The following is a 14,690-nucleotide window of genomic DNA, read 5'->3' on the forward strand; positions in this document are numbered from 1 at the left end:
AATCATAAACCTCCATGATTTGAATTGTAATTTAACTAGAAACTAGTTTAGGACTGGGTAATGGGCTATATTGAATCCAGTTGTTATGGATTCATTTGTTTTAGAACTCAATTATGTTGCTGGCACCGGCACAGGCTTTAATGCCCATCTCTTTAAGTGTTTCAACATAAGACCGAATTTCTTTTTCGAAGTCTTCTCTTTCTTTGGTAACTTCCATTTTATATGGCATACCTAAGCCTTCATACTTCTCCTGGCCAAGTGGTCTGAACCGCAGCATCTGCAGCTGAACTACCTTGTTATCCATTTCATTAACCACAAAATCACCAATTTTTTTAATATCTTCCAGGTTGTCGTTAAAACCGGGAATCACAGGAATTCTTAAAATGATGGGTTTACCAAAGGTGACAAGCTTCCTGATGTTGTCTAAAACCTGTTCATTGCCGGGGCCAATAAATTTCTTATGGGTTTCACTGTCCATGTGTTTTATATCTGTAATCACCATATCCGTATATGGCATGACATCATCCAGGATTTCCGGCTTGACATGCAAGGCCGTTTCAACACAGGTATGAATGCCTTCTTCTTGACATCTTTTAAAAACTTCTCTGACAAAATCGGGCTGCATCAGCGCTTCTCCACCAGAAATAGTGACGCCACCAGAATTCTTCTTGTAATACTCTTTATCCCGCAGGATAACCTCCATTGCCTGATCAACGGTCATCTCATCGCCCCAAATTTTAAGAGCGTCAGACGGACATTCATCGTAGCAGAGCAGACAATCGTCACAGATCGATTTATCAATCTTTACGATTTTATCATCCTCGATCGTGAACACGTTTTCATTCTTTTTGGGGCAAGCCTTTATACAATCGCCACATTTACTGACACCAATACACTGGTTTTTGTAAACCGCTATTTGCTTTTTCTTGACGTAACTTTCAGGATTACCACACCAATCACAGCGAAGGGTGCATCCCTTTAAAAAGAACTCCGTTCTGATACCTGGACCGTCGTGCACTGTATAGCGTTGAATGTTAAACACTGTACCTTTAATATCGTTTTTCATATCTACCTCCTGTTCGGTGGATACTGTTTATCTTGCCTTTATAATACATTATGGTCATGCATATTGTCAAGATATTATTTTAACAATGTTAAAATAACTATACTCGTTCACTTTAATCTATAAATCTAAATAGTTTGCCCATTGTAACATCGTGTTTAATTATAACATCGTTTATTTATTAAACTGCACTTTCACACTTCAGAAAACTCATGATTTACGCATTTATTTAAACCATTACATAAGGTCTGAACTAATTCTCTGATAGAGCTGCTGCTTATCCTTTTTAATAATCTTCCGAATAAACAAAACTTCATGCACTATTTTTCATCCGCCCATTGAAATCTACATTGAAAATTTGTTAAGGTTTTCAAAAGTTATGTTGTATTGAATTCTATTTTAAGTTTTTAAATTGTTGCTAATTTAAGAAAAGTACTTTTTCCTATGACGAACATCGTTAAATTATTGTATTAAATTCACAGTTTTTTTTGCGATTTGAAAACTTTGCCAGCAAAATTCAACTCAATTGTTGGGTCGATAAAGCAAAAACATCTCAATACACATTAATTTATTCTTAGCTAATTCAAAAAAAAATCCAGTGAAACCGTCCCGGCATATCAAAATTTCTACCCAATTGTTAGACCAATCTAAAGAAAACCCAAATCATGCAAACCACAACTGAATACTTTCAACAAGGAAATGGAATATTGATCTTACCTATATCAAAGTTCTGCCTCTATATATTAAACTCTTCCTATTTATTTTTTTTGCGTTTTGCCGAATATATATTCAGCTTGATCTTTATTATGATGTAAAATAAAATAACAGCAACTTTAAAAGATCACTGTTTTCCCTTTAAGTCAACTATTAAATTCATCCGCAAAATTATTGATGAAAAAATTTATGGAACGATTCACAGACATACGAGGTTATTATGCTTAAAAATTTACGTATACCTGCAATTGAAATAGATTACTATCTGAACCGTATGGTATGCGGCGTTTTTTTAGTAGAAGAAAAGACAGGGAAAATCCGCTATATCAACAAGGTCGGACTTTCAGTACTTGGCTATAACAAGCTTGATATAATCGGAAAAACCTGCCATGAGTTCATCTGTCCTATAAAAAAACACGAGTGCCCCTGTTTAGACTCCGGCGATGAACTCGATAATGTAGAAGCCTCCCTATTAACATCACAGGGTGATCGGATTGATGTCATTAAAAGCGTTTCTCATATAACTATAGAAGGCGAGCCTTATCTGCTGGCAAGTTTTGTTGACATTACCCATCAAAAGAATATTGCCCGGCAGACAAAACTAAAAGGGATGACGGACCCTCTGACCGGCTTGTACAACAGGCGCTATTTAAATGAAATCGTCACCGAATTGCTAACTGATTCCAGCAGCAAAAATCAGCATTTGTGTGCACTTATGTTTGATATAGATTCCTTCAAACGTGTCAATGATACTTATGGCCATTTGCAGGGAGATCAGGTCCTGATGTTAATCGGCCGAATTCTAAAAGACCGCTTCCGATCCACAGATATTCTGATCAGGTGGGGCGGTGAAGAATTTTTGCTGCTTTTTTCCAATATGAATTTGGAGCAGGGCGAAAGAATAGCCGAAGAATTGAGAAAAACTATCTTTGATTTTCATTTTATCAACAAGGAAAGAATTACCTGCAGCTTTGGAGTAGCCGAGTATTTTGAGGCTGAAAATTATGAACATTGGCTAAATCGGGCAGATTACAGTTTGATGCGTTCCAAAGTTGATGGAAAGAACCGGGTGACAACATGGAATGGCTATTTAGGCTTAGCTGAAATGTTAAAAGAATTGGAGAACAATCTTCGTTCTGCCGCAGATAATCCTATTACCAGAGCGCAGCAAAGCATGATCGACAAGGGGCAATCATTCCTTAAATCATATGCCGGTTCGAATGGTCATTCGGTCGACGCAACAGCAATCCGTATATTATTTAATGAAATAGAAACCTATTTAGCGAATGAGTCGAAACTATTAAAGGAAATAAATTACCCTGAAATCAGATTACTCGAGTCAAAGAATATTCATTTGATTGAGAAAATGAATAACTTCATTTTCCCATTAAGAGAAAAAGAAAATGACCTCAATGATATGAAGTTTTTTATTTTTGGCGAGTCTGTCATTAATCATTTGCGCGAAAACAGCTATAAAACTAAATGGTTTATAAATAAGCATTTTAATAGCAGTACCTTTTTGAACCATGCGCCATCTGCCGCGAGCTACAAATCCATAAAGGCAATATTAGCTTCATTGGTTGAATCAATCGACCTTTATAATCACCTGCTTAAAAACCACCATCGGAACACTACCATCATCGCCTATCAACTGGGCATCAGATACGGCCTTGATTCAAAAAGGTTAGGCAATCTGATTATGGCAGCCTCAATTCATGACATCGGCGCTTTGTCAGTTTCAGAACAGGAAAGACTCCTGTACATTGACGCTGTGGATACTGAGCCTCATGAAATACTTGGCGCGCAAATGCTCAGTGGTTTTAAACCCTTTAACAGCATTCGAAAAATTATTCGCCATCATCATATCACAATGACAGATATCGATTCAGAACGCTTCGCTTTAATAGACATCCCCTTTGAATGTTACCTCTTACATTTGGCCGACCGAATAGATGTCCTGTATAGCACCAACAAGGATGTGTATGACAAGAACGAAATGTTGAGTTTTCTGACAAACGAGGTTCATCAGCGATTTGGCACAATCTTCAATCCAGCCCTGGTTAATGCCTTTGACAGCCTTATACTATCCGATCAGTTTTGGACTAACCTTGAACAGACCTCTTACTATGATCTCTTAATGTCAGCTGTTGAAGATGTTGTCGAAGCAACAGACGAAGAAGACATTGAGGGCTTAGCCAAAATATTTTCTCAGATTGTTGATGAAAAAAGTCCTTGGACCTATAAGCATTCAAAGCACGTCGGCCTTGTGGCATATAAACTGGGCGAACTGGCCGGGCTGGATGAAGAAACCTGTTTTCGGCTGAAGATCGCTGGTTATTTACATGATATTGGGAAAATTGCCGTCCCCAGCAAAATTTTAAACAAACCTGGCAAGCTCACCGATGAAGAAATGAGTGTCATGAGATCCCATGTCGAATTCAGCACAAAAATTTTATCAAAGGTTAGCGGCTTGAATGATATCGCCAAGTGGGCATCTTTCCACCATGAAAAGTATGATGGCACAGGCTATCCGCTGAATATGAACCAGCATTATTTTTCTAAAGAAATGGATGTTCTCGCTTTTGCCGATATATTTTCTGCCCTCTTTGAAGAGCGGCCATACCGAAAAGCCATGAACAAGTACCAGATCATCGAAACTCTGGGCGACTTTGCCCCCGAACAATTGAACAAGGAGATTTATCTGTTAGTTATTGAACATTTTGATGAGCTGAGTCAACCTATAAATGACTTATGATGGAATTCTTTTGTTACTTAAAGTTTCCACAAATCTAAACTCTAATCGAAAACGAAAAAAGAGAGCATTTCGCTCTCTTTTTTACGTTTCGCTATTATCCACCGCAACAGACCGGTACAATCATCACCAGGTCAGAGTCTTTAAGCTTCATCCGAAAACCGCCATACAGTCCGGCATTTTCACCGTTGACCACCAGGTGGCTTTTTTTAGCCATCAGATAGGCTTCTTTTCCATGTTGTTGACGGATGACCTTTAACATTCCGCCAATCGTCCCGGCATCTATGACTGCCTGCTCTCCTTTTGTCAGCTGTTTTAGCCGGCCTAAATATTTTACTCTTGCCATCTTAAACCCCCAGCTGTTGACGTTTTTTAGTCGTCGGAACGCCATTGTCATCCCATCCGCGAACCCGATAATAGACTGGCAACATGGCTTTAAGATTAACAACCGTGTCTTCTCTTCCAGCAATCTGAGGCGTTTTAGTCATTCGATCCGGTAAACTGTCATCTGCCCCGGTCAAGCCTTCCCGCAGATTATAAAGTCTTTCAATATTATAGCCCCGCTCGCCAATATGCAAGAATAAACCACTGGTCATTTTCATTCCCGTTGCATAGGCAATGGCTTTACAATGGGGGAACAAGAACATTGAATTGATTGGCAGACCGCCTGGTGTAATTTTCCCAAGTTTTCCCAAGATTCCTCGAGCACCCAGTAAAGCAGATCCGGCAAATCGGTTGAGGCCACTGGCCGGACCAGAATTGAAAAGAAAAGCAGGAACCATACTTTGAAGGGTAAACAGACAGAAGCCTGCTGCCGATGCCGCTTCCATCCCATTTTGCAGCATCACCGTCAGTTCCGGCTTACCTTTAGGTGTCTGGGCATCCATTCCAACAACACCCACTGACTCCATCAGGGCCAGGTATCCGCCATTTAAATGACAGCCGCCACGGTTAGAGGTTGCGTAACCCAAACCCATACCAGTAGACCGCCGTGGTTCGTATGCCGCCAGTTCCAGGCCTTTGGCGTGAATGGCAAATTCTTTACCACCGTATTTTTCACTCAGCACTTTACTGCCTTCAGCCAGTTCAGCATAAATGCCTTCTTTATTCGCTATTTTTTCAATCACTTCAAGAATATTATCAGTGTTCCCAAAAGACAAACCGAAATCTTTAATCCCTTTTTCCTGAAGCTCCATGGCAAACGCCAGTGTCCCACCCAGGGAGATCGTATCCATACCCAAGAGGTCAGCATGATAATTAACAGTGTTGATAAATTCCAGATTATTGTTGCCAATATTCGAACCAAATAAGCCTAACGTTTCAAATTCTGGTCCTTTAACTTCTTTATCACGAACCATAACCCGCCGTTCACACCGGATCGGACAGCTGACACAACCGCCATTGCGGGTCAATAAAGTTTCAGTCAGGGTTTCACCACAAAAATCTTCTGCCTTTTCAAAAACCCCATTGCTAAAATTTCGGGTTGGTAAAGCGTGCGAAGCATTTGCCTTGTTGACCAATCCACCACTGCCATAGCTGGGCAGTGCATGACCGGTCATCGGATGTTTCTTTAAAAATCTGACCCATTTTTTGACATAATCATTAAATTTCTGGGGGTTGGCTACTTCGGTTTTTTGAGTTCCGTAAGCGACAATCGCTTTAATCTTCTTGGCCCCCAATACAGCCCCGGCCCCACAACGACCGGCCACACGCTCACCAGATACTGCGCAGGCATAGCGGACCAGATTTTCCCCAGCTGGTCCAATAACCAGTTTACCATAGGTCTTAGGAAATTTTTCCTGAACTTCTTCCGAATCCAGTCCCCAAAGCTCTGGAGTTTTTTTAATCGCAATTTGGCCATCAATCACTTCAATGGTAACCGGTTCCTCGGCGCAACCAGTGATAATCAGACCATCAAAACCCGAGCGCTTAAGCATGACCCCGAACTGGCCCCCGCAGTTGGAGGAAGCAATCCCTCCTGTCAGCACATTTTTAAAGGTCATATTAAAACGGCTTGACGAAGGTGCTCCAGAACCGTTTAGAGGCCCGGTATTGACAATCACCATACTTTCAGGTGAAAAAACATCCAGTTTAGCCGGTGTTAAATCGGTTAACAGTTTTGCCCCCATAATTTTCCCACCCAGACACTCTTTAAAAAGCTTTTCGCTGATCGGATATGGGGTCACGCTATTGTCACTTAAATTGATGATTGCATACTTTGGCAGATTCATACACTTGCTCCTCCTGTCATGGTAATGGCCTGCAGTGGACAAATATCCTCGCACATTCCACATCCCACACATTTTTTCTCATCTTCCAGACAGGCGAATACATCAATATCTCCTGTAAATTGAGGCTTTGATATTGCCAGACAATCAAACGAACAAATATCCACGCACATCGAACAGGCACTGCATGAATTTTTCTGAATTAACGGTTTTTTCCAGTCTTGTTTTGCCACCTTTTTCAAAATCTGATTATTTTGATCTGAAACTGCGTTCTTTGGACAAACCTTGCCGCATACCCCGCAATCGACACATCTGATCTGATTAATGCGATGTATTTCTTTTTTCTCGCCATCAATCGCATTAACCGGGCATTTTGTTTTACATGCTCCGCAGCCGATGCATGCTTCACTGATACTATGAGCCATTTTATTACTCCATTTCCATATAAAATCTGTTACTCATCTAAAAAACACACTTGTTATGATAACGTTGTTATTTTATTCTTTTGCTATTATATAATGTAATCGGTTATCAGTCAAATACTTTTCCCTAAATCTTAAGCTTTTTGCAAAAAAATAACAGCTACCGTATCTGGACAATAAAAGCCTTTCAAACTTTTCCTTACCAGACAACTGCAGCTGCCACACTATTGATTTCTTATTTGGACTGGAATTATTTTACCACCGACAAATCAGCTTTTAAGAAAACAGCCATTTTGTCGATTACCAGTTCACTAAGGGTTTCAAATGCGATATCAATTTCGCGCAGATTATTACTATGTTCCAGATTAATTATCCCGTGGAGCAGGGCAAAAAAGGACACAATATCGTACTCATTTGCTTCAACCCCCTGATAATCGGCAAGTTCACTGACGCACTTGCTCCAGAACTCGTAAAAGTGAATCCCTACCTCTTTCTCACGTTCAGCGATTTCTTCAAGTTCGCTTCCAACATAATCCAGCCTACGCGGCGTTCTTGCACTTAGCATAATTTCATAATAATTGGCATTTTCAGTAGCGAAATGAATAAAAGCACGACATACTTTTTTAAACCGATCCAGCGGATTGCTACCTTCACAATAGGCATCTTTAATCTCCTGATGAAGTAAAGCAAATCCATATTCAACTATATTAAAGTAAATTTCTTCTTTATTGGTAAAATAATAATAAATCTTAGTCGCAGAAATGCCACAACGGGACGCAACCAATCGCATCGTGAGATTATTGTAACCTTGTTCCGAAATTATATTAAGGGCTACTTTTAATATTTTTTTCTTTTCGATTTCAATCTCTTCTGGGGTTTTCGGTTTTGGCGGCATAATAATTCTCCTTTTGCTCTAATTGTAACTTAGTTCTAGTATAAACACTAAGCTAATTATTGTCAACTTATGAGAAAGTAGAATTTGGATTTTTAGAGAAATATTATCAACGATTTATGTGCAATTGTCACAGAAGAATTTTTCGGTCTGTGCTATAATTAAAAAAATATACATACGAAAAAGGAGACTTATATGGCAAAAGCAACAATTCAAAGTGGAGTTTGTGGTTTCAAAACAGAAGTAACCGCCCAAAAAACGGACGGCTTTGATGTTAAACTGGACATCGTATCCGAATGTCCGGCCTTTAAAGATTTATCAGATCAGTTAGGTGAAGTAGACGGCATGACATGCATTATGGATAAAATTGGCGAAGGCCCAGTTTATGAAGCCTGTCGCATTAATTGCAAACACAGTGCCTGCCCAGTTCCAATGGGCATTTTAAAAGCGGTGGAAGTAGAAGCCGGCCTGGCTCTGCCGAAAGATGTAACGGTCAATATTACAAAATAATTTTTTAATCCAAAAGCGAATCAATCGTTCAGGACTTTCAGACCGATTGATTCGCTTTTGTCCCCTTTATAAATCTTCAAAATCAGACAGCACACTTATCTAGCAATTTAAAAACTGTTCCGATAACAAAGACTTGGCAATCTGGATTTTTAAAGCATTATTCTAAAAGTATTCTCATAAAGAAATCTCAGAACTATTGCAGATATTTTGACAATTCCTTTTGGACACCATTGGTAGTAACTGAAAGCAGCAGCTTTATAAACTTTTCTTTTGGAATAACCTTTTTTTCCGCATACCACCTGCTGATCGTCGAAAGCATGGCTGCACTCTGATATTCCATCAGATAGCGAACCTCTATCACCTCTTCATCACTTAAATCCTTATATATCGATAAAACCACCGGTGTCAGTTTTTTAAGCAGTTTATTGCGAAAGAGCGGGTCCCCCTGTTCCCCTAAAAGAATCGGTAAATACTTGCTGTTTTTTTCAAATAATGTTAAGACTGAGTTTAACAGTACCTCCCCAATGGAGGCCCTATTTTGAATGATTTGCTCCAGTATCAGTTCTTTAAAATCTTCTGTACTCACCGTCCGTTCCTCAATTTCTTCCAGCACTTCATAAACATCTTTAAAATAGTCATAGAAAGTAGACCGGTTATAGCCGGATAGAAGACAAATTTCTTTAACAGTAATTTTTTCAATCCTCTTGTGACAATACAGACTCCAGAATGCTTCAATTATTTTCTCTTTTGTTGCCCATGCCTTTGGTGACAGCTTTTTTTCCATAGTATCCTCATCTTATTCATTACTTGATGATTTTATTATAGGTCCTAGCTGAATTTTTCACAAGAAAATCCGACAGATCAGGGCAAGTTGTCGGTTGCAATTAAAAACCCTACTGCATAAAATAATGATAGAAAAACTTTAAGGAGGCAAGTATGCAAATAAAGGTCCATACTATCGAAAAATCATTTAAAAAACAAAAAGTCCTTCAAAATATTGACTTCACTATCGAAAGCGGTCATATCTTCTGCCTGCTGGGAGCATCGGGATCGGGAAAAACGACTCTATTAAGAATTATTATGGGAGCTTTAAAAGCCGATTCCGGCAACGTAACTATTGGTGAGTTGAGCGTTCCTGACAGAAGTCTTTTATCCACTATCGGTTATATGCCCCAAAACGATGCCCTATATGACGAACTGACTGTCTGGGAAAATCTCCGTTTCTTCGCCGGTCTTCATAAAATCAAACGGTCAGATTTTATGAAAGCAGCTCAGTCCCTGCTTGAAATCACAGAAATGACCGAGTTCCGGGATAAGCTGATCCGTGATTGTTCCGGTGGGATGAAAAAACGGGCATCACTGATGGTCGCTCTCCTCCACCAGCCAAAACTGCTCCTTCTTGATGAGCCCACAGTGGGAGTCGATCCGGTCCTTCGACGAAAGATCTGGAATCATTTAAAAAGTCTGAAAGCGAATGGCGCTACAATTGTGGTCACGACCCATGTTATGGATGAGGTCTATCAGTGTGATAATGCCGGCTTGATTCGCAACGGCCAGATTGTTGCCCTGGATACCGTCGACAACCTGATCGCTTCTACTAAAAACAGCAATATTGAAGAACTTTTCTTTACCACTTTATCAGAAAGCGAGGCCTTATCATGAGCAGTATAATTAAACGAATATTAACCCAGATGAAAAACGATAAACGTTCAGTCGGCCTGCTTTTGTTTGCCCCCCTGCTGGTCATCACCTTATTGTACTTCATTCTGGATGACTCCTCTTATATCCCCCAGATTGCCGTTTTTGATATTAGTGACGCACTGATAACCGAACTTGCTCAAGATGCCGATCTAATTACTCTGAAAGAACTTCCAGAAAACGACAATTATCTGGAGGAAAATAACATCGATGCCCTTTTCTATACCGATGCCAATAGTCTTAATTTATTAATGTTGGAACAAAATTCTAAGTCTGCCGCGGCCCTTAAAGCCATTACTGATGCCAGTCAGGCCCTGCAAAAGAATTCTCCAAATCAGATTGACATCAGCTACGTCTACGAAACTGACAGCGGAAACCTTTTAGATTCCATGTCCTATGTAATTCTTGGTGTAATCTCTTTCTTCTTTGTCTTCATCCTTTCTGGGATGTCTTTTGTCCGGGAACGATTTGGCCAGACCCTGGAAAGAATGCTGATGACACCTATCAGCCGAATTGATATTATTGGAGGTTATACCCTGGGCTACGGGATCCTGGCGGCAGTCCAAAGCGTCGTTATTATTCTGTATTCGTCTTACGTACTGACTATCCATAACCAGGGTTCTGTGGCTCTAAGTATTCTGGTTATGATCCTGATGGCTTTCTCCGCTGTATCCGTAGGCGCTTTGGTTTCAATTTTTTCCAATAACGAATTACAGCTGGTTCAGTTTATTCCGGTGGTGGTCATCCCTCAGATCTTCTTCTCAGGCCTGATCCCAATTGACACCATCCCCTTTGGGCTGGGTAATCTCTGCTATATCACCCCTATCTATTACGGTTGTACCGCCCTGCAGAAAATTATGATTCAGGGCAAGGGGTTTTTTGAGATCTGGCCCTGGTTGTTAGGTTCATTTATTTATATTGTCGTTTTATTTACCGTCAATGTTATCGCACTTAAAAAATACCGGAGTATCTAGACCAAGCCTTTTACAGATAAAAATGATTTGCGTTTTTCCACACCAAATTATAGACGCGCCTTTTTTAACAATGGCCTCTATCTGTGCTATAATGGCAAAAAGATATTTAGTAGCCATAATCCAGTTTGCTATACTGAAAACCCAGGCTCTAAGGAGGAAAAAATGCTCTTACAAAAGGAAAGAGAAGACGTGGTCCGCTATTGCCGGAAACTGATAGAAGCCGGACTGACCAAAGGAACAGGCGGCAATATCTCTATTTTAAACCGAGAAAAAAGCCTGATGGCCATGAGCCCCAGCGGCATGGATTATTTTGAAACCGATCCCGAAGACATCGTAGTAATGGATGTAAAAGAAGGCCGCATCGTCGATGGCAAAAGAAAGCCTTCCAGCGAACATGAACTGCACCGGATTTTTTATATCAAACGAGATGACATCAATGCAGTAGTCCACACCCATTCGGTCTATTCAACCGTTCTGGCAACTCTCAGAGAAGGTCTTCCGGCCAGCAGCTACCTGGTTGCCCTGGCTGGTCTTGATGTTCGCTGTGCAGATTATGTAACCTTTGGCACCAACCAACTGGCCAAAGTCACTTTTGAAGCAATGATTGACCGGTACGCTGTTTTTATGGCCAACCACGGTCTTTTAACCGGCAGCAGGGATATTCTCAACGCTTTTAATATCGCCGAAGAAATTGAGCACTGCGCCGAAATTTATGTCAAAGCCCGGTCTATCGGTACTCCGGTCATTCTCGATGAAGCGGAAATGACTAAAATGATTCAGATTTTTAACAAGTCTTACGGGCAGAAAGTTGCCAAGGCGGATATGGAATAGGAAAATTTTAAGAGCAGTTCAGCGCCTCGGCCTGGACTGCTCTCTTATGTAATGCATTTATTTTATGAATCCATAAAAACAATCTTTATTCATACTATAAAACTTTCTGACTTGGGTATATATCCCTTATCAGCCAACCGGAGGTATTTAGATGAAACATTCCAATGAACCTGATATAAATCTTTTGAAAAATCTCCTAGGGTGTGTCTGAAAAGTCAAAACACCAATTATTTTGACAAAAGCCAGATGCCAGCAATGTAAACAAAGCTACAAAACGAAGATGCCAGCTTGTCATAACGAGTCGCAACTCTACGAAAATGTTTGATTTTATTGAAAAAGCATTCAACCAGATGGCGTTCTTTATAAAGCCACCAGTCACAGTCCCAGGGTTCTTTGGTGTTTGACTTTGGCGGAATTGTATAGGTTGCACCCTGTGAAGTGATATAAGTCCGGATCTCTTTAGTTCCATAAGCTTTATCACCCAAAATGTTGGCATTTTTGATTTCAATGTTTGCCAGTAGACCAATTGCAGCGGTATTATCGCTAATCTGGCCGCCTGAAAGTTCAAAGTGAATCGGATTACCCAGAGCGTCGACGACTGCGTGAATTTTAGTCGTGTTACCGCCCCGGCTTTTACCGATGTATTGATTCACTTCTGCATTTACAGCCCCTTTTTAGCACCAGCACTGTGCTGATGCGCTTTTACAATGGTTGAATCAATGCTGAGATTTTCAAAGTCAGCATCGGTATTTAAGGCATGAAAAATATTTGCCAGTGTTTCGTCATCACGCCATTTACAGAAACGGCTGTAGACCGTTTTCCACGAACCAAAACGTTCGGGAAGATCTCGCCACGCAGCACCACTTCGCGCAATCCATAAAATTGCGTTGAAGATTAACCGATTATCTTTTGGCGGTCGACCAGTTTTCGCTTTGGGAAATAAAGCTTTAATCTGTTCCCATTGTTCGTCTGTAATTTCATAGCGTTTTGATGGCATTATCGTGCTCCCAACGTTTTGGTTTTATTTTAAAACGCATTGTGGTGATTGTAAAGATTTTGTTTTCAGACACGCCCTAGCTTTTTACATCACTGTTCGATTCAAAATATTATAGTCACTCAAGCGTTCTTTTAATCTATTTATATTATATTTAATGTTATTTATAAACTTTTACAGGATAATCCACCTTCTCACACCATTATAGTTTGCATGATAAACCAAATACCATAGTTATCCTCCTCGTTCTTTCCTCGTAGATAAAGTCCGTATAATGGTGTAAAAAGAAAATGAGCCAAGAGCTCAAACCTCGGTTAAAATAAAAGTACCACCCAATACCTAATCGAGGAGATGAACAAATGGCTCAATTAAATATTACACTGGACACAGAACTTTTGCACGGACTTTTTACAAAAGATTCCCGGGATGAGGCTTTTTCAAAGCTTCTGGAAACAATTCTTAACCAGGTGCTTGTAGCGCAATCGGCTGAGCAACTTGGTGCTGAACGCTATGAGCGATGCGAGGATCGGACAGCTTACCGTAACGGTTTTAGGGATCGTGAATTAACAACGCGAATCGGTGGTATCACCCTGCGGATCCCTCGTCATCGTAACGGCGAATTCAGCACGACGATGTTTCAGCGCTACCAGCGGAGCGAGCAGGCTCTGATGCTGGCAATGATCGAAATGGTCATTAATGGGGTTTCAACCCGCAAAATCGAAAACATTACAGAAGAACTTTGTGGCCAGAGCTTTTCAAAATCAACAGTTTCAAAGCTGTGTGAAAATCTGGATCCGGTAGTAAACGGTTTTCGTAACCGAACGCTTGAAAAGCATTATCCATTTATAATTGTGGATGCTTTATATCTCAAAGTTCGCGAAGACAGCAGAGTCCGGTCAAAAGGTCTATTGGTAGCAACCGCAGTCAACGAAAATGGCAATCGTGAAGTAATTGGTTTTCAGCTGAATGATACCGAAACAGAATCAAGCTGGGGAGATTTTTTTCAAAATCTCAAAGAGCGTGGTCTGACAGCCGTTGATCTGATAGTATCCGATAATCACAAAGGACTTGTAAATGCGATTAAAAAACATTTTCAGGGATCCACCTGGCAGAGATGCCAGACACATTTCTCAAGAAATGTACTGGATAAAACGCCCAAAAATCAGCAGTCCGAATTGAAATCCTATCTGAAACGCATCTACAATGCAGTAAATATTGAAGATGCCCGCAACCTGCTGAAAGACACACTGAGACATTTTGAATCCAAAGCACCAAAAGCGATTGAAATACTCGAAGAAGGTTTTGATGATGTGATGGCTGTAATGAGTCTTCCTGAGAAATACCGGAAAAGACTGCGCACAACCAACAGTATCGAACGACTCAACGAGGAAATCAGGCGTCGTGATCGCGTGATCCGCATTTATCCCAACGAAAAATCGGTTATCCGTTTACTGGGTGCGCTGCTTATGGAACAGGATGAAAAATGGTCTTCCGGCAGAAAATATCTGGATATGCAGGATTACTATGAATTTTTAAAAGAACAGACGGCTGCTGTTTCATCAGCAGCCTAGTTAAACCCACCGAGGTTTTTACACACTATTTTGGACTTGAC

General features: G+C 40.4%; 12 protein-coding genes and 1 pseudogene. 6 read left to right on the top strand and 7 right to left on the bottom strand.

The window, feature by feature from the left end; translation table 11 throughout:
- Positions 1-100: 100 nt before the first annotated feature.
- Positions 101-1,066, bottom strand: a complete 966-nt coding sequence (locus tag Q5O24_15060) for a glycyl-radical enzyme activating protein (protein WKY47649.1) — start codon at positions 1,064-1,066, stop codon at positions 101-103.
- Between the two features lie 931 nt (positions 1,067-1,997).
- Between Q5O24_15060 and Q5O24_15065 the strand changes: the two genes are divergently transcribed.
- Positions 1,998-4,532: a diguanylate cyclase gene (locus Q5O24_15065; GenBank protein ID WKY47650.1), complete on the top strand. Its 2,535-nt coding sequence runs from the start codon at positions 1,998-2,000 to the stop codon at positions 4,530-4,532.
- A 94-nt stretch (positions 4,533-4,626) separates the two neighbouring features.
- Here the strand turns inward: Q5O24_15065 and Q5O24_15070 are convergent, their stop codons facing one another.
- The 4 genes from Q5O24_15070 to Q5O24_15085 form a co-directional block, all read right to left on the bottom strand.
- The gene (locus Q5O24_15070; protein ID WKY47651.1) at positions 4,627-4,875 is read right to left on the bottom strand and encodes a MoaD/ThiS family protein; all 249 of its coding nucleotides are present in this window, start codon (positions 4,873-4,875) and stop codon (positions 4,627-4,629) included.
- Between the two features lies 1 nt (position 4,876).
- A complete protein-coding gene (locus Q5O24_15075; protein ID WKY47652.1) occupies positions 4,877-6,760 on the bottom strand; it encodes an aldehyde ferredoxin oxidoreductase family protein in 1,884 nt (627 codons plus the stop codon).
- Positions 6,757-7,182 (bottom strand): 4Fe-4S binding protein, encoded by a 426-nt coding sequence (locus Q5O24_15080; GenBank protein ID WKY47653.1) that lies wholly within the window; start codon positions 7,180-7,182, stop codon positions 6,757-6,759. Before Q5O24_15080 ends, Q5O24_15075 begins: the two co-directional genes overlap by 4 nt.
- A gap of 247 nt (positions 7,183-7,429) precedes the next feature.
- On the bottom strand, positions 7,430-8,074 hold the full coding sequence (locus Q5O24_15085; protein ID WKY47654.1) for a TetR/AcrR family transcriptional regulator: 645 nt from the start codon (positions 8,072-8,074) through the stop codon (positions 7,430-7,432).
- A 192-nt stretch (positions 8,075-8,266) separates the two neighbouring features.
- Between Q5O24_15085 and Q5O24_15090 the strand changes: the two genes are divergently transcribed.
- Positions 8,267-8,581, top strand: coding sequence for a hypothetical protein (locus tag Q5O24_15090; protein ID WKY47655.1), 315 nt, complete (start codon positions 8,267-8,269; stop codon positions 8,579-8,581).
- 193 nt (positions 8,582-8,774) lie between these two features.
- On the opposite strand, the gene Q5O24_15095 is transcribed toward Q5O24_15090, so the two are convergent.
- The gene (locus Q5O24_15095) at positions 8,775-9,365 is read right to left on the bottom strand and encodes a TetR/AcrR family transcriptional regulator (protein ID WKY47656.1); all 591 of its coding nucleotides are present in this window, start codon (positions 9,363-9,365) and stop codon (positions 8,775-8,777) included.
- A 152-nt stretch (positions 9,366-9,517) separates the two neighbouring features.
- Here Q5O24_15095 and Q5O24_15100 point away from each other — a divergent pair, with 152 nt between their 5' ends.
- The 3 genes from Q5O24_15100 to Q5O24_15110 all read left to right on the top strand — a co-directional run bounded on the left by Q5O24_15100 (position 9,518) and on the right by Q5O24_15110 (position 12,084).
- A complete protein-coding gene (locus Q5O24_15100; GenBank protein ID WKY47657.1) occupies positions 9,518-10,243 on the top strand; it encodes an ABC transporter ATP-binding protein in 726 nt (241 codons plus the stop codon).
- Positions 10,240-11,253, top strand: coding sequence for an ABC transporter permease (locus tag Q5O24_15105; protein ID WKY47658.1), 1,014 nt, complete (start codon positions 10,240-10,242; stop codon positions 11,251-11,253). Before Q5O24_15100 ends, Q5O24_15105 begins: the two co-directional genes overlap by 4 nt.
- A gap of 162 nt (positions 11,254-11,415) precedes the next feature.
- A complete protein-coding gene (locus tag Q5O24_15110; protein WKY47659.1) occupies positions 11,416-12,084 on the top strand; it encodes an L-fuculose-phosphate aldolase in 669 nt (222 codons plus the stop codon).
- A gap of 227 nt (positions 12,085-12,311) precedes the next feature.
- Here the strand turns inward: Q5O24_15110 and Q5O24_15115 are convergent.
- A pseudogene (locus tag Q5O24_15115) lies at positions 12,312-13,084 on the bottom strand (IS5 family transposase).
- A gap of 353 nt (positions 13,085-13,437) precedes the next feature.
- Here Q5O24_15115 and Q5O24_15120 point away from each other — a divergent pair.
- A complete protein-coding gene (locus tag Q5O24_15120; protein ID WKY47660.1) occupies positions 13,438-14,649 on the top strand; it encodes an IS256 family transposase in 1,212 nt (403 codons plus the stop codon).
- Positions 14,650-14,690 lie beyond the last annotated feature (41 nt).

It is taken from the genome of Eubacteriaceae bacterium ES3, assembly GCA_030586155.1.
In the GTDB taxonomy this organism is placed as follows: domain Bacteria; phylum Bacillota; class Clostridia; order Eubacteriales; family Eubacteriaceae; genus Acetobacterium.

Coding starts and splice junctions, on each gene's coding strand:
- Q5O24_15065 (WKY47650.1), top strand. CDS start 1,998: ATGCTTAAAAATTTACGTATACCTGCAATTGAAATAGATTACTATCTG.
- Q5O24_15105 (WKY47658.1), top strand. CDS start 10,240: ATGAGCAGTATAATTAAACGAATATTAACCCAGATGAAAAACGATAAA.
- Q5O24_15075 (WKY47652.1), bottom strand. CDS start 6,760: ATGAATCTGCCAAAGTATGCAATCATCAATTTAAGTGACAATAGCGTG.
- Q5O24_15110 (WKY47659.1), top strand. CDS start 11,416: ATGCTCTTACAAAAGGAAAGAGAAGACGTGGTCCGCTATTGCCGGAAA.
- Q5O24_15060 (WKY47649.1), bottom strand. CDS start 1,066: ATGAAAAACGATATTAAAGGTACAGTGTTTAACATTCAACGCTATACA.
- Q5O24_15120 (WKY47660.1), top strand. CDS start 13,438: ATGGCTCAATTAAATATTACACTGGACACAGAACTTTTGCACGGACTT.
- Q5O24_15090 (WKY47655.1), top strand. CDS start 8,267: ATGGCAAAAGCAACAATTCAAAGTGGAGTTTGTGGTTTCAAAACAGAA.
- Q5O24_15070 (WKY47651.1), bottom strand. CDS start 4,875: ATGGCAAGAGTAAAATATTTAGGCCGGCTAAAACAGCTGACAAAAGGA.
- Q5O24_15095 (WKY47656.1), bottom strand. CDS start 9,365: ATGGAAAAAAAGCTGTCACCAAAGGCATGGGCAACAAAAGAGAAAATA.
- Q5O24_15100 (WKY47657.1), top strand. CDS start 9,518: ATGCAAATAAAGGTCCATACTATCGAAAAATCATTTAAAAAACAAAAA.
- Q5O24_15085 (WKY47654.1), bottom strand. CDS start 8,074: ATGCCGCCAAAACCGAAAACCCCAGAAGAGATTGAAATCGAAAAGAAA.
- Q5O24_15080 (WKY47653.1), bottom strand. CDS start 7,182: ATGGCTCATAGTATCAGTGAAGCATGCATCGGCTGCGGAGCATGTAAA.